The 19,484-nt window shown below is 50.4% G+C and carries 22 protein-coding genes; 10 read left to right on the top strand and 12 right to left on the bottom strand.

Annotated features, from left to right (window positions below):
- The first annotated feature begins 16 nt into the window (after positions 1-16).
- The 4 genes from fusA to bfr all read left to right on the top strand — a co-directional run bounded on the left by fusA (position 17) and on the right by bfr (position 4,281).
- On the top strand, positions 17-2,131 hold the full coding sequence (fusA, locus tag ACSPHG_RS21905) for an elongation factor G (protein WP_435955582.1): 2,115 nt from the start codon (positions 17-19) through the stop codon (positions 2,129-2,131).
- Between the two features lie 69 nt (positions 2,132-2,200).
- Positions 2,201-3,385, top strand: coding sequence for an elongation factor Tu (gene tuf, locus ACSPHG_RS21900; protein ID WP_435955581.1), 1,185 nt, complete (start codon positions 2,201-2,203; stop codon positions 3,383-3,385).
- Between the two features lie 150 nt (positions 3,386-3,535).
- On the top strand, positions 3,536-3,730 hold the full coding sequence (gene bfd / locus ACSPHG_RS21895) for a bacterioferritin-associated ferredoxin (RefSeq protein WP_167615012.1): 195 nt from the start codon (positions 3,536-3,538) through the stop codon (positions 3,728-3,730).
- Positions 3,731-3,801: 71 nt separating this feature from the next.
- Positions 3,802-4,281: a bacterioferritin gene (gene bfr / locus ACSPHG_RS21890; RefSeq protein WP_435955580.1), complete on the top strand. Its 480-nt coding sequence runs from the start codon at positions 3,802-3,804 to the stop codon at positions 4,279-4,281.
- 36 nt (positions 4,282-4,317) lie between these two features.
- On the opposite strand, the gene ACSPHG_RS21885 is transcribed toward bfr, so the two are convergent.
- From ACSPHG_RS21885 to gspC, 12 genes are read right to left on the bottom strand one after another with little or no spacing between them, the layout of a single operon-like run.
- Entirely contained in the window at positions 4,318-5,082 is a 765-nt protein-coding gene (locus ACSPHG_RS21885; RefSeq protein ID WP_435956076.1) for a prepilin peptidase, read from the bottom strand.
- A 25-nt stretch (positions 5,083-5,107) separates the two neighbouring features.
- On the bottom strand, positions 5,108-5,575 hold the full coding sequence (locus ACSPHG_RS21880; protein WP_435955579.1) for a type II secretion system protein M: 468 nt from the start codon (positions 5,573-5,575) through the stop codon (positions 5,108-5,110).
- The gene (gene gspL / locus ACSPHG_RS21875; RefSeq protein ID WP_435955578.1) at positions 5,572-6,681 is read right to left on the bottom strand and encodes a type II secretion system protein GspL; all 1,110 of its coding nucleotides are present in this window, start codon (positions 6,679-6,681) and stop codon (positions 5,572-5,574) included. The genes ACSPHG_RS21880 and gspL overlap by 4 nt, the downstream gene beginning before the upstream one ends.
- A gap of 15 nt (positions 6,682-6,696) precedes the next feature.
- On the bottom strand, positions 6,697-7,686 hold the full coding sequence (gspK, locus tag ACSPHG_RS21870; protein WP_435955577.1) for a type II secretion system minor pseudopilin GspK: 990 nt from the start codon (positions 7,684-7,686) through the stop codon (positions 6,697-6,699).
- Positions 7,683-8,327 (bottom strand): type II secretion system minor pseudopilin GspJ, encoded by a 645-nt coding sequence (gene gspJ / locus ACSPHG_RS21865; RefSeq protein ID WP_435955576.1) that lies wholly within the window; start codon positions 8,325-8,327, stop codon positions 7,683-7,685. The genes gspK and gspJ overlap by 4 nt, the downstream gene beginning before the upstream one ends.
- Positions 8,324-8,692 carry a type II secretion system minor pseudopilin GspI gene (gene gspI / locus ACSPHG_RS21860; protein ID WP_435955575.1) on the bottom strand — a complete coding sequence of 123 codons (369 nt, stop codon included), beginning with the start codon at positions 8,690-8,692 and terminating at the stop codon, positions 8,324-8,326. The genes gspJ and gspI overlap by 4 nt, the downstream gene beginning before the upstream one ends.
- Positions 8,689-9,204 (bottom strand): type II secretion system minor pseudopilin GspH, encoded by a 516-nt coding sequence (gene gspH, locus ACSPHG_RS21855; protein ID WP_435955574.1) that lies wholly within the window; start codon positions 9,202-9,204, stop codon positions 8,689-8,691. The genes gspI and gspH overlap by 4 nt, the downstream gene beginning before the upstream one ends.
- Positions 9,204-9,647, bottom strand: coding sequence for a type II secretion system major pseudopilin GspG (gene gspG, locus ACSPHG_RS21850; protein ID WP_435955573.1), 444 nt, complete (start codon positions 9,645-9,647; stop codon positions 9,204-9,206). The genes gspH and gspG overlap by 1 nt, the downstream gene beginning before the upstream one ends.
- Positions 9,648-9,658: 11 nt before the next feature.
- Positions 9,659-10,864 (bottom strand): type II secretion system inner membrane protein GspF, encoded by a 1,206-nt coding sequence (gspF, locus tag ACSPHG_RS21845; protein WP_435955572.1) that lies wholly within the window; start codon positions 10,862-10,864, stop codon positions 9,659-9,661.
- Positions 10,861-12,372: a type II secretion system ATPase GspE gene (gene gspE, locus ACSPHG_RS21840; RefSeq protein WP_435955571.1), complete on the bottom strand. Its 1,512-nt coding sequence runs from the start codon at positions 12,370-12,372 to the stop codon at positions 10,861-10,863. The genes gspF and gspE overlap by 4 nt, the downstream gene beginning before the upstream one ends.
- 5 nt (positions 12,373-12,377) lie before the next feature.
- Complete coding sequence (gene gspD, locus ACSPHG_RS21835; protein WP_435955570.1) at positions 12,378-14,372, bottom strand: type II secretion system secretin GspD; 1,995 nt, start codon at positions 14,370-14,372, stop codon at positions 12,378-12,380.
- On the bottom strand, positions 14,369-15,208 hold the full coding sequence (gene gspC, locus ACSPHG_RS21830; RefSeq protein WP_435955569.1) for a type II secretion system protein GspC: 840 nt from the start codon (positions 15,206-15,208) through the stop codon (positions 14,369-14,371). The genes gspD and gspC overlap by 4 nt, the downstream gene beginning before the upstream one ends.
- A gap of 186 nt (positions 15,209-15,394) precedes the next feature.
- Between gspC and ACSPHG_RS21825 the strand changes: the two genes are divergently transcribed.
- From ACSPHG_RS21825 to rplW, 6 genes are all read left to right on the top strand, one after another.
- Positions 15,395-16,894 carry a peptidoglycan-binding domain-containing protein gene (locus tag ACSPHG_RS21825; protein ID WP_435955568.1) on the top strand — a complete coding sequence of 500 codons (1,500 nt, stop codon included), beginning with the start codon at positions 15,395-15,397 and terminating at the stop codon, positions 16,892-16,894.
- 1 nt (position 16,895) lies between these two features.
- Positions 16,896-17,345 carry a type II secretion system protein GspB, cryptic system variant gene (locus tag ACSPHG_RS21820; RefSeq protein ID WP_435955567.1) on the top strand — a complete coding sequence of 150 codons (450 nt, stop codon included), beginning with the start codon at positions 16,896-16,898 and terminating at the stop codon, positions 17,343-17,345.
- A gap of 241 nt (positions 17,346-17,586) precedes the next feature.
- Positions 17,587-17,898 (top strand): 30S ribosomal protein S10, encoded by a 312-nt coding sequence (gene rpsJ / locus ACSPHG_RS21815; protein ID WP_034461784.1) that lies wholly within the window; start codon positions 17,587-17,589, stop codon positions 17,896-17,898.
- A gap of 31 nt (positions 17,899-17,929) precedes the next feature.
- Entirely contained in the window at positions 17,930-18,559 is a 630-nt protein-coding gene (rplC, locus tag ACSPHG_RS21810) for a 50S ribosomal protein L3 (protein WP_016538466.1), read from the top strand.
- 10 nt (positions 18,560-18,569) lie between these two features.
- Positions 18,570-19,175: a 50S ribosomal protein L4 gene (gene rplD, locus ACSPHG_RS21805; protein ID WP_271124232.1), complete on the top strand. Its 606-nt coding sequence runs from the start codon at positions 18,570-18,572 to the stop codon at positions 19,173-19,175.
- Positions 19,172-19,474 carry a 50S ribosomal protein L23 gene (gene rplW / locus ACSPHG_RS21800; protein WP_367594784.1) on the top strand — a complete coding sequence of 101 codons (303 nt, stop codon included), beginning with the start codon at positions 19,172-19,174 and terminating at the stop codon, positions 19,472-19,474. The genes rplD and rplW overlap by 4 nt, the downstream gene beginning before the upstream one ends.
- Positions 19,475-19,484: the final 10 nt, after the last annotated feature.

Raw genomic sequence — 19,484 nt, 5'->3', positions numbered from 1 at the left:
GATATAGAGGAATCAAATGGCTCGTACAACACCCATTGCACGCTACCGTAACATTGGTATCAGTGCACACATCGACGCCGGTAAAACCACTACTACCGAACGTATTCTGTTCTACACCGGTGTAAACCACAAAATCGGTGAAGTTCATGACGGCGCGGCTACCATGGACTGGATGGCTCAGGAGCAGGAGCGTGGTATTACCATCACCTCCGCAGCGACTACCGCTTTCTGGTCTGGTATGGCTGGTCAGTTCGAACCACACCGCGTAAACATCATCGACACCCCAGGGCACGTTGACTTCACCATTGAAGTTGAACGTTCCATGCGTGTGCTCGACGGTGCGGTAATGGTTTACTGCGCAGTCGGTGGTGTTCAGCCACAGTCTGAGACCGTATGGCGTCAGGCTAACAAATATAAAGTTCCACGCATCGCGTTCGTTAACAAAATGGACCGCATGGGTGCTAACTTCCTGAAAGTTGTAGGCCAGATTGAAACTCGTCTGGGCGCAACTCCGGTTCCTCTGCAGCTGGCTATCGGCGCTGAAGAGAAATTTACCGGCGTTGTTGACCTGATCAAGATGAAAGCCATCAACTGGAACGATGCAGATGCAGGCGTTACCTTCGTTTACGAAGATATCCCAGCTGATATGCAGGAACTGGCTGAAGAATGGCGCCAGAAACTGGTTGAAGCAGCAGCTGAAGGCTCTGATGAGCTGATGGAGAAATTCTTCGGTGGTGAAGAACTGACTGAAGAAGAGATCAAAGCATCTCTGCGTAAGCGCGTTCTGAACAACGAAATCATCCTGGTTACCTGTGGTTCTGCATTTAAGAACAAAGGTGTTCAGGCGATGCTGGATGCAGTTATTGAATATCTGCCAGCACCGACTGACGTTACTGCGATTAACGGTATTCTGGACGATGGTAAAGACACTCCGGCTGTTCGTCACTCCGATGACAACGAGCCGTTTGCTGCGCTGGCGTTCAAAATTGCTACCGACCCATTCGTGGGTAACCTGACCTTCTTCCGCGTATACTCAGGCGTTGTTAACTCCGGTGACACCGTGTACAACCCGGTTAAGTCTGCTCGTGAGCGTCTGGGCCGTATCGTACAGATGCACGCTAACAAGCGTGAAGAAATCAAAGAAGTTCGTGCAGGTGACATTGCTGCGGCAATCGGTCTGAAAGACGTGACTACTGGTGACACTATGTGTGATCCAGACAACGTTATCATTCTGGAGCGTATGGAATTCCCTGAACCGGTTATCTCCATCGCCGTTGAGCCGAAAACCAAAGCTGACCAAGAAAAAATGGGTCTGGCTCTGGGCCGTCTGGCTAAAGAAGATCCATCATTCCGCGTATGGACTGATGAAGAGTCTAACCAGACCATCATCGCTGGTATGGGTGAACTGCACCTCGATATCATCGTTGACCGTATGAAACGTGAATTCAACGTTGAAGCAAACGTGGGTAAACCTCAGGTTGCTTACCGTGAAGCGATTCGTGCGAAAGTTACCGATGTTGAAGGTAAACACGCCAAGCAGTCTGGTGGTCGTGGTCAGTACGGTCATGTTGTTATCGACATGTACCCATTGGAGCCGGGCTCAAATCCGAAAGGTTACGAGTTCATCAACGACATTAAAGGTGGTGTAATTCCTGGTGAATACATCCCTGCTGTTGATAAAGGCATCCAGGAGCAGCTTAAGTCTGGTCCTCTGGCAGGTTACCCGGTAGTAGACCTCGGTGTGCGTCTGCACTTCGGTTCTTACCACGACGTTGACTCCTCCGAGCTGGCGTTTAAACTGGCCGCTTCTATTGCCTTTAAAGATGGCTTTAAGAAAGCGAAACCAGTTCTGCTTGAGCCTATCATGAAGGTTGAAGTTGAAACTCCGGAAGAGAACACCGGTGATGTTATCGGTGACCTTAGCCGTCGTCGTGGTCAGCTGAAAGGTCAGGAATCTAACGCTACTGGTGTTCAGATTCATGCTGAAGTTCCGTTGTCAGAAATGTTCGGATACGCAACTCAATTGCGTTCTCTGACCAAAGGTCGTGCATCTTACTCCATGGAATTCCTGAAGTATGATGATGCGCCGAACAACGTTGCTCAGGCCGTAATCGAAGCCCGTGGTAAATAAGCCAAGGCTTTTAAAACAATGATCCCGTGCTCTCCTTAAGAGGAGAGCACAACAGTAAGGAATATAGCCGTGTCTAAAGAAAAATTTGAACGTACAAAACCGCACGTTAACGTCGGCACAATCGGCCACGTTGACCATGGTAAAACTACCCTGACAGCTGCAATCACCACCGTTCTGGCTAAAACCTACGGCGGTTCTGCACGTGCATTCGACCAGATCGATAACGCGCCAGAAGAAAAAGCTCGTGGTATCACCATCAACACTTCCCACGTTGAATATGACACCCCGACTCGTCACTACGCGCACGTTGACTGCCCAGGGCACGCCGACTACGTTAAAAACATGATCACCGGTGCTGCTCAGATGGACGGCGCTATCCTGGTTGTTGCTGCGACTGATGGCCCTATGCCACAGACCCGTGAGCACATCCTGCTGGGTCGTCAGGTAGGCGTTCCTTTCATCATCGTGTTCCTGAACAAATGCGACATGGTTGATGACGAAGAGCTGCTGGAACTGGTAGAAATGGAAGTTCGTGAACTTCTGTCTCAGTACGATTTCCCGGGCGACGACACTCCAATCGTTCGCGGTTCTGCTCTGAAAGCGCTGGAAGGCGAAGCTGAGTGGGAAGCTAAGATTGTTGAACTGGCTGGCTACCTGGATTCTTACATCCCAGAACCAGAGCGTGCTATCGACAAGCCGTTCCTGCTGCCAATCGAAGACGTATTCTCCATCTCCGGCCGTGGTACTGTTGTTACCGGTCGTGTAGAGCGCGGTATCGTTAAAGTTGGTGAAGAAGTTGAAATCGTTGGTATCAAAGATACTGCGAAATCTACCTGTACCGGCGTTGAAATGTTCCGCAAACTGCTGGACGAAGGCCGTGCTGGTGAGAACGTTGGTGTTCTGCTGCGTGGTATCAAACGTGAAGAAATCGAACGTGGTCAGGTACTGGCTAAGCCAGGCTCTATCAAGCCACACACCAAGTTCGAATCTGAAGTTTATATCCTGTCCAAAGACGAAGGCGGCCGTCATACTCCGTTCTTCAAAGGCTACCGTCCACAGTTCTACTTCCGTACAACTGACGTGACTGGTACCATCGAACTGCCAGAAGGCGTTGAGATGGTAATGCCGGGCGACAACATCAAAATGGTTGTTACCCTGATCCACCCAATCGCAATGGACGACGGTCTGCGTTTCGCAATCCGCGAAGGCGGCCGTACTGTAGGCGCTGGTGTTGTTGCTAAAGTTATCGCTTAATCGCTGATATCTTTAAATTAAAAAAGAGCGCTCAGGCGCTCTTTTTTTTTACATTTTTTAACCGCTGAGAAGTGCGTCTGACATGCTTGTGCTATTGTAATCATAACTATTCTCATTTACACTTTGCGCAGATTTTGAACGGGAGTGCATATGTACGTTTGCTTGTGTAACGGTGTAAGTGATAAAAAAATTCGTCAGGCAGTGCGCCAGTTTCAGCCACAATCCTTTCAGCAGCTCCGCAAGTTTATTCCCGTTGGAAACCAATGCGGAAAGTGCATTCGCGCCGCGCGTGAGATCATGCAGGAAGAACTGCTGCAGATCCCGGAATTCAAAGAGATCGCTTAAGCCCGTCACTTTTTTTTGACTTACTCCGTGCTACATCTACGCTTCATGTAGTGGAAGCGGAGGGAGTTAAAATGAAAGGTGATATTAAGATAATAAATTATCTCAATAAATTATTGGGAAATGAGCTTGTCGCGATAAATCAGTATTTTCTCCATGCGAGAATGTTCAAGAACTGGGGCTTGATGCGCCTCAACAATGTTGAGTACCACGAATCCATCGATGAAATGAAGCACGCCGATAAGTATATCGAACGTATTTTATTTCTTGAGGGTATTCCTAACCTGCAGGACCTGGGCAAGCTTCACATTGGCGAAGATGTCGAAGAGATGCTGCAATCCGATCTTAATCTTGAACTTGAAGGGGCGAAAGATCTGCGTGAGGCGATAGCCTATGCAGATACCATCCACGATTACGCTAGTCGCGATATGATGATCCAAATCCTGGTGGAGGAAGAACACCATATTGACTGGCTTGAGACCGAACTCGATCTGATTTCCAAGATTGGTTTGCAGAACTACATTCAGTCGCAGATACGTGAAGAAGCGTCATGACATTGATCGACCTTTAAGAGAGGCGATCTGCCTCTCTTAATTCACCGTTAGCCAAGCCTGCCACACGAACATCCCCCAGCCAGCCAGCGCCAACCATGGGCCAAACGCAATTGCTTGTTCAATTCGCTTTCTGCGAGATAGAACGATGATAGCCAGCGAATAAACCAGACCCAGCAGTGACGCAAGCAGCAGAACGAGCGGGAGATTTTGCCAGCCGCACCACGCGCCTACGGCCGCCAGTAGTTTAAAGTCCCCGTAGCCCAGACCTTCACGCCCCGTGATCAGTTTGAATCCCCAAAAGACGCACCAGAGGCTGAGATACCCTGCAACGGCACCCAGGATCGCATCGGTGACCGGGGTGAATTGCGTAAACGTATTGAACAGCAGCCCAAGCCATAGCAGAGACAGCGTAAGTTTGTCGGGCAACAGCAGGGTGCGTAAGTCGATGATGCTCATTGCCATCGAAAACCAGAAGAAAAGCGCGACGCCTGCCGCAAGCTGTCCGGGTGGAAATACCCCTGCAATAGCAAGGAAACCAATCGCACATCCCACTTCCACCGCCGGATAAAGCCAGGGGATTTCTGTCTGGCAATGTCGGCACCGGCCTTTTAAACGCAGCCAGCTCAATAACGGAATATTGTCATACCAGCTTATGGTCCGTTTGCAGCAGGGGCAATGGGATCGTGGGACGAGCAGGTTGTAATCTGCGGCATTATCATCTGTTTCCTGGGCGATCATCACCGGCAGGCGGCAGATAACCACGTTCATAAAGCTACCCGTCAACAGGCCAGCCAGCAGCATCCAAATGAGCCAATAGGTATTGAGATCAGTCACTGAAACCCGCCTGCTTTAACACCAGCTTCTCAACCTTCACCCGGTTGTTGGCTTGAGCCGTTAACTTTAAATCGGCAGGATAGATCCCCTCATTATTTTTCAGGTCTTCGAGCCAGGCGATAAAAGGGGATAATTCGGTTTCTGTCAGAGAGACAGTCCAGGCCTGCTCTGAAGGCTGAAGCTGGATATTCAGTCCTGCGCGCTGCGCTGATTCGTTGATAACCTTATCAACAGAAACGGTGCGTTTTTTTGCTTTGGTTAAGCCAATATTCTGCGCTGAACTGTCCATGGCCTTCAGATTTCGCGAAAGAGTATGGTTTTCTCTGCCCTGTTTCTCGATGGCGTCATTAAGCGGGACGACAGCGCCATACCAATAAACGGCCACCAGCACTGCTGCCAGCATGATTTTTATGAGCAACTGCTCGCGGGGATTTTTGTTCTGCCACCAGCTCTTCATCATTTCATCTCCCCGGAAATACTGTAGCTTCCTTCACTTTGCGGATTAGGGCTCACCTGAAGCTGCAAGGGTTCTGCAAGCTGAGCTACCTGCTGATAATCGGCAGAGGTTACCTGTAGCTTCAGTGCGCCATCCTGTTGGCGATAGTCGAAAAGGTTGATTTGAATGTCGGGTAATGGAGTCAGATAGTCCTCAATACGCTTTAACTGCGTTAGCGCATCGGGGCGATAGTGCTTAACCTGCTGATCAAAATAGAATTTGAAGTTGTTATGCCTTTTTTCCTGCGGGAAAAATTGCTGATAGCGATTTTGCATCGCCATTTTCAGATCGCTTGTCTGGCTGCTGAGCTGCCAAAATATAATCCCTTTAACCAGCAGTACACACGCCAGCGCGCCAATACAGCACCCTATTGCGGTCTTACGTAGCCAGAGGGGCGCGGGTTTCGTCATCGGCTTTGCAATAAATTCACCGTGCAGCATATTGATTTCGAAGTGGGGTTGCTGAGCATCCATCGGCATGGAGCGAACCTCGGTTTCCGTCGACGCGACAGGAACAGGCGTGTCGCAATAAATTATGCCCGGCGCATGTGAAATCAGCAGCTGTCGAAACCAGCGTTCGTCAAGCTCGCAAAGCTGGTACCTCGCATTGCGCATCAGCCAGTATTCACCCTGTTTTTGTGCTGTCCAACTGGCTTCATGCCATGGCAGATTGTGGCCGTCGGGCTTAATTGCCGTAACGTTGAATCCTGCGGCTTGGGCGCTGGCCAGGTACTGCAGCAAAAGGTTTTTTTCCATGCCAACCACATGAAGCTGATTGTCCTCCTGCGCGATAACCGTCCAGTGAAAACTTTCCCCGTCGCCGGTTGTGGTTTCCTCGGCGAGCCAGCCGATGAGCTTTTGAGTTATTTTTTTTTGTCCGGCGGGCAGCGTTAGCTCACGGAAAATCAGTCGCGCAGGCGAAACCAACAGGCAGGTATTTTCTTTTGCAGTAGGTTCATTTCCCCCGGCGTCTTCCAGGATGTGTTTTTCTACTACGCCAGCATCTGGCAGATACCATTCGAGCGGATAGAGATTTTTGCTCAGAGGGCGAATAACCAATGATTGTGTCATATTCATATCCTTTGACTATTCACTTGCCATGACAAAGCGGCGTGAATATATGACGGCTTCTGAAGTCCTGGAGTCGAAGTAAATTCTGCTCTGTAGAGCGCTAGCCTGTTCATTTTCCGTGACTCTGCTTTCAAGGTTAAAAAATTGGCTGTTGGTAGAGAGCATGGCTTTGATGCCCGCGGTTTCATCCGCCTTAACCGGAAATGCTTTCTCGACCTGCTGCATAAAAGCTTCGACGGTAGACCAGCCTGTAGTCGGCCTTTTCGCTAATATGCCTGCCGCATCTTCAACCGAAAGCTTTTCGAGGAATAACGCCGAGAGCAAAGGTGCCTGTTTTTCCGTTAGGGTATTAATATTGATTTGCAGGGAGTCGCTCGGCAGCGCGCAGACCTGTGAAGCCAACGCCTGATAAATTTTTGGCGTGATACCGTTTACCTGTTTTAGTTCGGATATCGCAAAAAGGCGCTGGTTTGCCGTCATTCTCGGCGGCTGCGCCGTACGATAGAACTCATCTTCGGCACCGAAGCGGCGCGGCTTATTATCAGCATCAATATAATCGGCGATGGAGTCGGTAATCGCTTCGGCTCTGCCGGTTTCGTTGCCGGCAAGCTTGATCAGCGTTTCGAAAACTTCGGCAATCATCGGCCTTTTTTCCAGAGAGTCGGCAGGCAGGCTCGCCAGAGCGTTGACGTTGAAACACGCCTGCCCATCGTAAAGCTGCCAGCGTACCTTTTTATCCCCTTCAAGCGGCAATTCTGCTTTTTGCGCCCAGTACTGTTTTAGCGTAAGGGTCTTTGGGTTATCGAGTAAATCCTGTTTAAGAACGTCGAGGGCTTTTGTCTCGGCGAGATTCAAATACCACCAATGCTGCTGTTGCATCTGCTGGTAATCGGTACGACGAAGATTGATGCGGAAGCCTACCGTCATTTCCGCTGCCAGCGCGGCCATGATAGCGATCAGCATCATGACCACAACCAGTGCAACCCCCTTATGCCGCAGGTTCATACGCCATCTCCTGCAGATTGGGTAGTCGTGCCGTCGTTTTGCTGCTTGCCGTCAGTCTGCTCTGTTTCGGGCACCGGCCAGGGGGCGGGAAGGATATAAACGCGCCTGATTTCCCCAAACCCGACGACATCAATCGTTATTTCAAGCGCTTTAGGCAGCGTGTCGAGAGGAGCCGCATCCTGCCAGCCGGCTTCGTAATAGCGCACCCGCAGGTTCTGGACTTTGCTCAGTAGAGCAATATCAAGCTGTGTCTGAAGCCCGTCAGGGCCGTTCATCACCGTACGGTGCAGGGTGCCGTCTTTCAGATACCACGTAACGCTTTGCAGCGAGGGTACGCAACAGTTACCGAAATCATTTTCCCAGGTCTGGGTGGTGAAGGCGATGCTGTTGGGATCCGTCTGAAGGATGGCGGTCATATTTCGGGATTTGCGGGCCACTATCTGATGAAAATCATTACCCATCCAGTTAACCGTTCGCTGTAGTGCGGCAAATTGTTCATTTGCCGCCCTAGTGCGCTGGTGCGTTTCAAGGGTGAGCGAGAGCAACTGGTAGGCCATCAGGCTCAGCGCCGCAAAAATGGCCATAGCCAGTAAGACTTCAAGTAAGGTAAACCCTCCTTGTTTATCCGTCGTCTGGCTCATTTTTCGATCTCGGTCTGGGCAGGTGAAAGCCGTTCTAACGTTTTCTTCTGCCCGTTTTCAAGCGTTATGGTGATGGTCTCCACCGCTAGCTCGTCCCGGTGGCTAACTTTGCTTTCCCATGACCAACTTCTGCCCGCCATCTCGGTTTTGCCCTTGGTGCTACCGTCTTCGCTAACGGGATTTAGCTGCTGTTCCGCTAAATAGTTGTCAGCGACCCAGCCACCCATCGTCAGCTCCTGAATTTGACTGCTGGCCTGCATTTGGCCGTTGAGGCTACTGATAAGGGCCAGCGACGCCCCGGCAAAGATAACCAGCGCCAGCAGGACTTCCAGCAGGGTGAATCCCTTTTGAGCAGAACGGGTCATTTCGCTCCTCCGACGATGCGAAGGGGGAGGGTCCCCATCGAGGTGAGGGTAAAGAGTGGTTTTCTGGTATTGCGGTCGATGACGCTTAGCGTGAAGGGTGTAATTTGCCCGTCAGGCAGAATGTAAATCTGCGGTTGCAGGCTGCGCGCAAGCCTGACCATCCCTTGCGGGGCGAGTTTAATATGCCAGTCTTCCGGCCAGCGGCTTGCCATACTTAGCGATGAAGTCATGCTAAAGGGAGCCCAGGACAGCTTGTCCTCATCCTGGGGATCGGATTTAAGGCTTAGCAGCTGCCAGCCGTCAGTGGCGACGGAAAATGCGAAAGGCCTGCCCTCCATGGCAGCTCTGTCCGAAAGATACTCTATCTGGGCCTTAATGCGTTCGCCTTCCTGAAGCGCCGTTTTGTCTTCGCTCCGCCAGGAAGGCATGATGAGCATCGATCCAACCGCAATGACGACCAGCACCAGCATCACTTCGAGCAGCGTAAAACCCTTAGCATTTCCCTTACGCATTATTTTTTAGCTTTACCCAATTCCCAGTTATTGATGTCGTCAGCCGTGCCAGCTTCACCGTCCGGGCCGCTTGCAGAGAGATCGAAGGCGCCATGCTCGCCCGGACTGACTAACAGATAGTCATTACCCCACGGATCGGTAGGCAAACGCTTGATATAGCCTGATTCGTTGTAGTTAGCCGGCAGCGGGTTAGTAGTCGGTTTTTCTATAAGCGCATTCAGGCCCTGGCTTGTGGTTGGGTAGCGATGGTTATCCAGCTTGTACATGTCGAGCGCGTTTTCCAGCGCGACGATATCGCTCACGGCTTTTTGGCGGTCTGCCTTCTCTTTGTTGCCCATCAGGTTTGGCACGATGAGGCTAGCCAGCACGCCGAGGATGACGATAACGACCATCAGTTCTAATAGGGTAAAACCCTTTTGTTTGCTTTTCTGGCTATGTTTCATAGATATCTTCCTTAACTGATCAAAGTGTTGAGTTGCAGGATGGGTTGCATAACGGAGGCGACGATAAACAGCACGATACAGGCCATGGAGATAATCAGCGCAGGCTCAAAAAGCGCCAGCACAAAGGCGATCCTGTTCTGCAGTTGCGTATCCTGGTTATCGGCGGCGCGCGCCATGAGCGAGCTGAGCTGCCCGCTCTTTTCCCCGGAGGCAATCATGTAAAGCATCATGGGAGGAAAAAGGTCGGTTTGCTCAAGTGCTGCGTGGAAGGAGTTACCCTGCTGCACCTTATTGCTCGCTTCTTTAAGCGCTTCGCGTACCGCAAGGTTGTTAATGCCTTCTAGCGACACGTTCATACCGTCAAGTAGCGGCACGCCGCTGGATTCCAGAATGCTCAGCGTTCTCAAATAGCGCGCGCTGTTGACGGCACGAATGAGGTTGCCGCACAAAATGACGCTTAAAAGCTTTTGATGGAATCGGAAGCGGTTTGCGGTAGGGCGTAACCAAAAATGGAATGCCACGCTGACAGCAAAAACCGCAGCGAGGAACCAGGGGCCATAGTTTCTTAACGCATCGCTGATGGCGAGCAGGCTTCGCGTTGTGAGCGGCAGCTGTTGCTTCATATGGATAAATTGCTCAACGACCTTGGGAACCACGGTGGTGAGCAAAATAGTCACCACGCCAATTGCGACCAGCGTCAGCATGGTTGGGTAGATGAGTGCTTGAGTGAGCTTCGCTCTGAGCTGTTCGCGCAGTTCGTTATAGTCGGCGAGTTTTTCCAGCACCGGCCCAAGCAGCCCGCCTTTTTCACCCGCCTTCACCAGCGTGCGATAAATGCTGTCAAACACGCGCGGCCAGGCCGCAAGCGCATCGGCAAGCGTATGGCCGGAAATGACCTGTTCACGAATCGCCTCTACGACCTGTCCAATCCGCTTACCTTTGTTCTGCTTTGCTATGACGGCCAAAGCCTCTTCAAGGGGTAATGCGGCGGTAGTGAGCGTTGCAAGCTGGCGGGTAAACAACGCCAGATCGGCGCTTTTTATCTTAATCCGCGTACCCGGCGAGCGTTGGAAAGCAGAGGCTTTCTTCTCTTCGAGTGCGAGGGGGATTAAGCCCTTATCCCTCAGCTGCTGGCGGGCATCACGGGGAGTGGCGGCATCAATCTGGCCGCGGATCAGTTCACCCTTATTATTCTGCGCTTGCCAGTTGAAAATCATGGTTCCGCTTCCTCTGTGACGACGTTCTGGGCGGTTACACGCATAACTTCTTCTAATGTCGTCTCGCCAGCTGCTACTTTCAGCAGACCATTTTCCAGCAGGCTGTGGCTTTGCTGGCGCAATAAAATTTCAATTGCCTGTTCGTTATCGTTTTGGTGGATCGCACGGCGGATATCTTTGCTAATCACCATGATTTCGTGGATCGCAAGCCTGCCTTTAAAACCGCTCTGCCGGCACGCGGGGCAACCTACGGCTTTTGGCAGCAGGGCCGGAACGTTTCCTGTTGAAGCAAAAATTGCCCGCTGTTGCGCATCGGGTTCTACCTGCTGTTTGCAGTCCGGGCACAGACGGCGTACCAGCCGCTGGGCAATGACGCCTAATAAAGATGAGGAAAGCAGGAAAGGCTCAATGCCCATGTCACGCAGGCGCGTTACGGCACCGCTTGCGCTGTTGGTGTGGAGTGTTGAAAGCACCAGGTGCCCGGTCAGGGATGCCTGCACTGCAATCTGCGCCGTTTCGTTATCGCGTATCTCGCCGACCATCACCACATCCGGGTCCTGGCGCAGAATGGCGCGTAAGCCGCGCGCGAACGACATATCGACTCTGGTATTGACCTGGGTTTGCCCAATTCCTTCAAGCTCGTACTCGATGGGATCTTCTACCGTCAGGATGTTGCGCTCGTGGCTGTTGAGAGCCGACAGAACGGCATACAGAGTGGTACTTTTCCCCGAACCTGTCGGGCCAGTTACCAGGATAATGCCGTGCGGCTGCTGAATAAGATGCGCCATCTGCTGGTTATCGGCAGAAGACATGTTGAGCTTATCCAGTGACAGACGAAGGCTATTTTTATCCAGAAGACGCAGTACGGCGCGCTCTCCGTGCTGAGAGGGCAGGGTAGAAACACGGACATCGATCTGCCGCTGCCCAAAGCGTAGGGAGATACGGCCGTCCTGCGGCAGACGCTTCTCGGCAATGTCGAGCTTGGCCATGACTTTGATACGCGAAAGCAGTAAGGGCGCCAGCTTTTTACTCGGCTGCAGAATGGGCCGCAGAACGCCATCCACCCGAAATCGAATATTCAGACGTTTTTCGAAGGTTTCAATGTGGATATCCGATGCGCCCTCTTTTACCGCCTCGCCAAGAATGGCGTTGATGAGGCGAATCACCGGGGCGCTGTTGTCATCAGACAGCAGATCCTCGTTGTCCGGGATATCTTCGGTTAATGAAAGGAGATCGATGTCCTGATGAATATCCTGGGCAATTTGCTGAGAACCCACCGCGTTCTGTTGGAATAAGACAGCAATTCTTTCGTCAAATAGTTGCTCATCCAGCACCGTAAAATGTGTGCAGTGTGGCGCGACGCGGCGTGCCTCAAGAAGGACCTCCAGCGTGACGTTTTTCCGGTAGATAAGCTCATCGTTATCGATCGCAATGCCAAGCTTACGCGCCTGAGAGTAGCCAAGCGCCGATGTCGGCGCTGTATTTTGCTCGTTCCAGCTTTCATTCATGGCTATTACCCACGAAACGGATTACGCGGTTTGCTGCTAACGGGTTCGTTAGCTGCGGGGAGCGAACTGGAGGACTTGTCGAAGGTGTCCTCTTCAAGAAGTTGGTGGGTATCCGCTTTGATAAGCCCTTTAGTTGCGCCGTCTACACGCTGCTGTTGCAGCGCTTTGAAGTGCGTATATTTCTCTTTAGAAATTGAGCGATAGAGGTCGTCATCCCGAATGATGGTAGGACGGATAAAGACCATCAGGTTACGTTTGGCGCTGTCCGTTGAGGTGTAACGGAATAGCTGCCCAAGAAGCGGGATATCGCCCAGCAAAGGGACTTTGGAAACCTGCTCTTTGGTCGTGTCGTCAATAAGGCCGCCCAGAACGACCGTTTCACCGCTTTTAACCAACACGGCATTTTGGATAGTACGAGTATTGAAGGTCGGGCCAAGGCTTGACGAAGCGCTTGAGCTGTCGACGCTGGAAACTTCCTGCTCGATTTCCATCAGCACGGAATCCCCCTCGTTTATCTGTGGGGTGACTTTCAGCTTGGTACCGATGGTTTTGCGCTCAACGGTGTTGAAGACGTTGTCGCCAGACGTTGTTTGCGAGCCTGACAGGACAGGGACATCCTGACCGACGTTGAACGCGGCTTCTTTATTATCCAGCGTCACGATGCTCGGTGTGGCAAGAATATCGTTTTTGCTGTTAGTTGCCAGAGCGGTGAGCAATACGCTCCAGTCCCCTTCAAAGAACCCGGCAGCGAGCCCGTTGAAAGAACCCAAGGTTTTATATATTGGGTTGTCGCTGGTCATGCCGCCGTCTTTTTTATACTGCTGAACGCCCTGCGCGGCATTGAATATCGGTAAACCCGTGCTGGTGAACTGTGTTCCGCCAACATTGTTGTTTGCCCACTGCACGCCAAGATTGAGACCATTACCATCCTGCACTTCAACAATAATCGCTTCGACCAGCACCTGAGCGCGACGAATATCAAGCTTAGCGATTACATTTTCCAACTGCTGCATGATGTCCTGGTCGGCGGTAATCACCAGAGAGTTGGTTTGCTCATCCGCGGTAATGGATAGCTTGTCGTTGCTGCCGGTGGTCGCTGCCTGCGGAGCGCTCTCTTTTCCCTCGGTCAGCTTCGCGGATACGCCGGTTAATACTTCCGCAAGCTTGTTTGCCTTTGCATATTTGAGGTAAAACACGCGCGTATTGCCTTGATTGATGCGATCGTTATCTAGCTTTTGAACCAGCGCGACAATACGCGCCCGAACATTCTCAGGGCCGCTGACGATGAGCGCATTGGTGCGTTTATCGGCGACAATCTTCGGTAGCAATAATTGTGACGGTTGCTCCTTTGATTCTTCACGCACCATATTGTTGAGCACTTCGGCAAGGTCGACGGCCGAGGCGAATTTCAACGGAATGATTTGTCTGTCCTGCGTACCCATAACATCAACGCGTTTAACGACTTCTATCAGGCGACTAACCGTTGAGGCTTTGCCGGTGAGCAACAGTACGTTGGACGGGTCATAATGCACAACGTTGCCTACGCTACCACCATCGATCATTTGGCGTAGTAAGGGCGCTAATTCACGCACGGGGACGTGTTTTAGCGATATCACGCGTGTGACGATTTCATCACCGATACCGGGACGTGCCGCATCGGCCAGGGCGCCGGGTGCCGTTTTCAAAGCGGCTGAACGGACAACCTTCAGCAAGCCATTATCCAGCGTGACGATGGAGTAGCCGTAAATATCAAGCACGCTGAGGAAGAATTGGTAATATTCCGCATCGCTGAAAATATCGTAGCTGCGAACCGAAATCGTTCCCTGTACTGACGGATCGATAAGGATAGTTTTACCCAAGTTTTTGCTAACGGTATCAACAAATTCTTTAATATCAGCATCTTTAAAGTTAGCGCTGTAATCTGCAGCATGCACATTCCCTGTGGTAATAAAGAGGGAAGGGATAAGTGTGAATGCTAATAATTTGAATTTATGTTTCACTTGCTTTCATCCGTGTGATTAGCGGAAGTGTCCAGGTTGATATTAATTAAATGTGATTGTTCATTTCTAATAATGGTCAATTGTGCACTTCTTAAGAAAGATAAGTCTGCTAATGCATTCTGAAGTTGCGTGTCATTAGATAAAATGAAGTTGTTTATTTTTACTGCCACATCACCACGTGCAAGTCCCCATGCAGAAAAGAGCTTTTCATCTTTCCCGGGGTTGAGGCGTAACCCTTTGAGGGTGCCTTTTTTATAAATAGGGTTTGCTGTTATGTAGTCTGCAAGCGAGGCTGTTTTCGCAATGCTGTTGTCATGCTGTGTAGCCGATTCATGCGTGCCAGGTTGGCGGACAACGTGATCCTTTAAGAATTCAATTTCTTGAGTCTGTGATGCACTGTCAATAACCACAATAGAATTGGGATTAATTGTCTTTATTCTATATTGAGATGATCCAGACAACAGCTCACCCTCTTTGTAAGTACGCTGGCCATCCGGCGAGGAAATAATGACAATAGACTGGCTGGGATGAGAACTGGCGAGAATCCCATTGATGGTAAGCGATGGCAATGATGCGGGCCGTGGCGAGGCAGAGGCTGTAACCGCAGAATTCGTGTGCGGCAGAGCAAAGTGGAAAGCCTCTTTTGTTCCCGAGGCTGGTTTATCTTTCGCGGGCTCATTAAGCTGTTCCCTGCCAAAGGGATGCGTATTTTGCAGCTCGAAGATCGCAAATTCATTAATGGATAAACCAAATGTCACCAGTGAAATTATCAGTAAACTCTGGTAGGAAACGAGTTTTTTTGTAATGCCATTGGCTAACATTATTAGATTAGACACGATGCTTAATGCTCTGGAATGAAACAGTGAAAGATTGTCCTGGCGGAATTAATTGCATAGTATGACTAATCCGAACGCCCAGCAAGTTGAATTTTAACGGCGGGAAATAACCTTAATAGCATTCAGCAAATGGCTCTTATATATTCATGTTGTGAATGAATTGCATGATATTTATGGTGTAATTAAATGAATTTAATATTCAGTAAATCAATAGATATCTCAGAAGAGATGTTGTCTTGTAATGCCTTGATATTGGAGTTCCTACAATATGAATTAGGAAAAGGCCAAACTTGCGTTCTTACTGGAATAGAAGGTTCGGGTAAGTCAACTATCGTTAATGCGTTAAGCCAGTTATGTGGGGGGGAAGCACAGCTGTACACCGCAATACGTAGGCCCAACGATGAACCCTTGCTGATCAATGTTCACCCTTCACAGAGTCAGCAGCCTCTCACTCTCAATACATTTATAAGCGATCAACTGCCAGAAGCCATGAGCATGAATCAGCCTACGCTTATCGTTATTGACGATGCGCAGCTAATTTCTCACCGATTGGGCGATCTGTTCGCTACGTGGAATCAATTCAGTGCTCATCGTCGAGGCCATGCATTGCTGCTGGTAGGCAAGGATTTTTTGCAAAAAAACTATGTGATAAGAAAGTCCAGCGTTACCAGTGTTGAGATGCCCAAACTAAAAAAATGTGACTACCGCGAATTTGCTTCAAAGTTACAAATATCTGAAGGCGCCGAAGGGCCGCAATTGGATACTTCTTTCCTTTATAGACTTCAACTCGCCTCGAAGGGCAATCTGCGTTTTGCAAAACGTATTCTTGAACAGGCAAATCAAATTCGCCTAGCAGAGCAGAGTACTTCGCTTAACGGTCGGCAGCAAAAAATGGCCGTGCAATCCGTGGTTGGACGCAGAAGCATTAACCGCCTATCGATAATGTTCTTATGTCTCTATCTGCTCATAGGCTGCGCTTTGGGCTGGCTTCTACAAAACAAGGTGCCATGGCAATTACCCGTTCCGGCCTGGATGGAGAAAAAGGTTGTTGTCACTGCACAAGCGGATACTCCTCCCGTATTAGAAGAGCAGAGGATGACTGAGAGGGAGGGGCTGGCAAGATTATTTAATGTCTGGGGCTACGAAGTCTCAACGCAGGAGGCTGTGGGTTGCGCTGAAGGATTCAAAACATGGCTTAGCTGTACCAAGGGCACGGCATCATTATCCGCATTGGTTGAACAGCAGCTTCCCTGGCTTGCAGAGCTCCATTTCGAAAATAATATCCTGTTCGCGGTTGTAATTAGAGTAGGGGAGCAAGACGTAGACCTCCTGATCAATGATACAACCTGGACAGTTAACAAAGCCTGGTTCGAGAAATATTGGAAAGGTGAGTTCACCGCCTTCTGGAAACCTGCTCCGGATGGCAGTACGGGCTTAAGCAGTAAAAGCTCCCCTGAGTCGATAACCTGGCTCGAGGCGATGCTTAATAAAAGCTTGATGCTGACTGGAACGCCTTCAGGCCAGTGGACTCCTCTCCTTAAAGAAAAGATCACGATGTTTCAGAATAAAAATGGCCTTAACGCAGATGGCAAGGTAGGCAAAACAACATTAACGCGTCTTTGGCAAGGCAGCGGTGAAGCTCCGCGATTGTTAGTCGAGCAGCCTTCAGTCAAAGGAGACAAATGAGATGTTGAGAATTTTTGCGGCATATACAGCAAGTCTTAGCGATGGGCAGCCACGGCGAATCAAAACGACAGGGTGGGAATATTTGTATCGCTGCTCCAACCTCCTATGTTGGGGCGCTTGGGGGGGACTGGCACTCTTGCTGGGCTATTATGGGCATACAGGCTGGAACATCCATTTCGTAAAGGAAGAGCCTTCTACAGTGACCGCAGTCCCGGCTCCTGACTATGTTGTTTCCGATATCCACTATATTTTTAAAAAAAGGCCACTGCCAGCTAACGAAGTCCCTGTTTTACCGGTCGACCCTCAATTTGACATTGAAAATGCGCCGAAATTGGAGCCTATCTCGAATAATCAGTCAGTTAGTGACTCTCAGGACTACGATTCCCTCAAATTACGAGTGTCGCAAGCGTTGGAAGAAATGCAAAAAGAGGCGGCGTCGAAAGAGCCTTAGTTTTTATTGTGGTATAGCAGGCTAATTTTTAGTCCGACCAGCTTGCATAGTTACGCCCAGTGCGTATAATGCGCGGGCCTGTCTTAATCGATGGCTGGTTCGATATGAACCGGTAGCGAAGTTGCTGCCAACAATGTCCCCAACAGGGGGGCTATGTATGAACGATTACACTCTCCCATCAATCGTAATGGGTGCGAGTAGTAATTTTTTTCGTCTATAAAATAATTGGAGCTATGGTCTCATGCAGAGCCAAAGAATCCGTATCCGCCTTAAAGCGTTTGATCATCGTCTGATCGATCAATCAACTGCGGAAATCGTCGAGACTGCTAAGCGCACTGGTGCGCAAGTCCGTGGTCCGATCCCGCTGCCGACCCGCAAAGAGCGCTTTACTGTTCTGATCTCCCCGCACGTCAACAAAGACGCGCGTGATCAGTACGAAATCCGCACTCACAAGCGTCTGGTTGACATCGTTGAGCCAACTGAGAAAACCGTTGATGCTCTGATGCGTCTGGATCTGGCTGCCGGTGTAGACGTGCAGATCAGCCTGGGTTAATCAGGTCATTGACGATTGAGAGGTTGAAACAATGATTGGTTTAGTCGGTAAAAAAGTGGGTATGACCCGTATCTTCACTGAAGATGGTGTCTCTATCCCAGTAACCGTTATCGAAGTAGAAGCAAACCGTGTTACTCAGGTTAAAGACTTGGCTAACGACGGCTACCGTGCTGTTCAGGTGACCACTGGTGCTAAAAAAGCAAACCGTGTAACCAAGCCGGAAGCTGGTCACTTTGCTAAAGCTGGCGTTGAAGCTGGCCGTGGTCTGTGGGAATTCCGTCTTGCTGAAGGCGAAGAGTTCACCGTAGGTCAGGACATTAGCGTTGAGCTGTTTGCTGAAGTTAAAAAAGTTGACGTAACTGGCACCTCTAAAGGTAAAGGTTTCGCAGGTACCGTTAAGCGCTGGAACTTCCGTACCCAGGACGCAACTCACGGTAACTCCTTGTCTCACCGCGTACCGGGTTCTATCGGTCAGAACCAGACTCCGGGCAAAGTGTTCAAAGGCAAGAAAATGGCAGGCCAACTGGGTAACGAACGTGTAACCGTTCAGAGCCTGGACGTAGTACGCGTTGACGCTGAGCGCAACCTGCTGCTGGTGAAAGGTGCTGTTCCGGGTGCAACCGGTAGCGACCTGATCGTTAAACCAGCTGTGAAGGCGTAAGGGGATAGCAATGGAATTAGTATTGAAAGACGCGCAAAGCGCGCTGACTGTTTCCGAAACTACCTTCGGTCGTGATTTCAACGAAGCGCTGGTACATCAGGTTGTAGTTGCTTATGCAGCTGGTGCCCGTCAAGGTACTCGTGCTCAGAAGACCCGTGCTGAAGTAACTGGTTCCGGTAAAAAACCGTGGCGCCAGAAAGGTACCGGCCGTGCGCGTTCAGGTTCTATCAAGAGCCCGATCTGGCGTTCCGGTGGCGTGACCTTCGCTGCTCGTCCGCAGGACCACAGTCAAAAAGTAAACAAAAAGATGTACCGCGGCGCGCTGAAAAGCATCCTGTCCGAACTGGTACGTCAAGACCGTCTGATCGTTGTCGAACAGTTCTCTGTTGAAGCGCCTAAAACTAAGCTGCTGGCTCAGAAACTGAAAGACATGGCTCTGGAAGATGTGCTGATCATCACCGGCGAACTGGATGAGAATCTGTTCCTGGCTGCGCGTAACCTGCATAAGGTTGACGTGCGCGATGTAGCAGCTATCGACCCGGTTAGCCTGATCGCCTTCGACAAAGTCGTTATGACTGCGGAAGCAGTTAAGCAAGTTGAGGAGATGCTGGCATGATCCGTGAAGAACGTCTGCTGAAAGTACTGCGCGCGCCGCACGTATCTGAAAAAGCATCCATGGCGATGGAAAAAACCAATACCATCGTTCTCAAAGTTGCAAAAGACGCGACCAAAGCAGAGATCGTTGCTGCTGTTGAGAAACTGTTCGAAGTTGAAGTTAAAGACGTTAACACCCTGGTAGTTAAAGGGAAAACTAAACGTCACGGACAGCGTATTGGTCGTCGTAGCGACTGGAAAAAAGCTTACGTCACCCTGAAGGAAGGCCAGAATCTGGACTTCGTCGGCGGCGCTGAGTAAGTCGGAGGAG

It is taken from the genome of Dryocola baronae (genome assembly GCF_051297175.1).
In the GTDB taxonomy this organism is placed as follows: domain Bacteria; phylum Pseudomonadota; class Gammaproteobacteria; order Enterobacterales; family Enterobacteriaceae; genus Dryocola.
This window is presented reverse-complemented; position numbering and strand designations above follow the sequence as displayed.

Excerpts from the sequence above, each read along its gene's own strand:
- rplC (WP_016538466.1), top strand. The coding sequence starts at position 17,930 with ATGATTGGTTTAGTCGGTAAAAAAGTGGGTATGACCCGTATCTTCACT.
- ACSPHG_RS21825 (WP_435955568.1), top strand. The coding sequence starts at position 15,395 with ATGAATTTAATATTCAGTAAATCAATAGATATCTCAGAAGAGATGTTG.
- gspE (WP_435955571.1), bottom strand. The coding sequence starts at position 12,372 with ATGAATGAAAGCTGGAACGAGCAAAATACAGCGCCGACATCGGCGCTT.
- ACSPHG_RS21880 (WP_435955579.1), bottom strand. The coding sequence starts at position 5,575 with ATGATGAAGAGCTGGTGGCAGAACAAAAATCCCCGCGAGCAGTTGCTC.
- bfd (WP_167615012.1), top strand. The coding sequence starts at position 3,536 with ATGTACGTTTGCTTGTGTAACGGTGTAAGTGATAAAAAAATTCGTCAG.
- gspF (WP_435955572.1), bottom strand. The coding sequence starts at position 10,864 with ATGATTTTCAACTGGCAAGCGCAGAATAATAAGGGTGAACTGATCCGC.
- fusA (WP_435955582.1), top strand. The coding sequence starts at position 17 with ATGGCTCGTACAACACCCATTGCACGCTACCGTAACATTGGTATCAGT.
- bfr (WP_435955580.1), top strand. The coding sequence starts at position 3,802 with ATGAAAGGTGATATTAAGATAATAAATTATCTCAATAAATTATTGGGA.
- rpsJ (WP_034461784.1), top strand. The coding sequence starts at position 17,587 with ATGCAGAGCCAAAGAATCCGTATCCGCCTTAAAGCGTTTGATCATCGT.
- gspH (WP_435955574.1), bottom strand. The coding sequence starts at position 9,204 with ATGCGTAAGGGAAATGCTAAGGGTTTTACGCTGCTCGAAGTGATGCTG.
- gspJ (WP_435955576.1), bottom strand. The coding sequence starts at position 8,327 with ATGAGCCAGACGACGGATAAACAAGGAGGGTTTACCTTACTTGAAGTC.
- ACSPHG_RS21885 (WP_435956076.1), bottom strand. The coding sequence starts at position 5,082 with ATGCTGCTGGCTGGCCTGTTGACGGGTAGCTTTATGAACGTGGTTATC.
- rplD (WP_271124232.1), top strand. The coding sequence starts at position 18,570 with ATGGAATTAGTATTGAAAGACGCGCAAAGCGCGCTGACTGTTTCCGAA.
- gspK (WP_435955577.1), bottom strand. The coding sequence starts at position 7,686 with ATGAACCTGCGGCATAAGGGGGTTGCACTGGTTGTGGTCATGATGCTG.
- gspG (WP_435955573.1), bottom strand. The coding sequence starts at position 9,647 with ATGAAACATAGCCAGAAAAGCAAACAAAAGGGTTTTACCCTATTAGAA.
- rplW (WP_367594784.1), top strand. The coding sequence starts at position 19,172 with ATGATCCGTGAAGAACGTCTGCTGAAAGTACTGCGCGCGCCGCACGTA.
- gspI (WP_435955575.1), bottom strand. The coding sequence starts at position 8,692 with ATGACCCGTTCTGCTCAAAAGGGATTCACCCTGCTGGAAGTCCTGCTG.
- ACSPHG_RS21820 (WP_435955567.1), top strand. The coding sequence starts at position 16,896 with ATGTTGAGAATTTTTGCGGCATATACAGCAAGTCTTAGCGATGGGCAG.
- gspL (WP_435955578.1), bottom strand. The coding sequence starts at position 6,681 with ATGACACAATCATTGGTTATTCGCCCTCTGAGCAAAAATCTCTATCCG.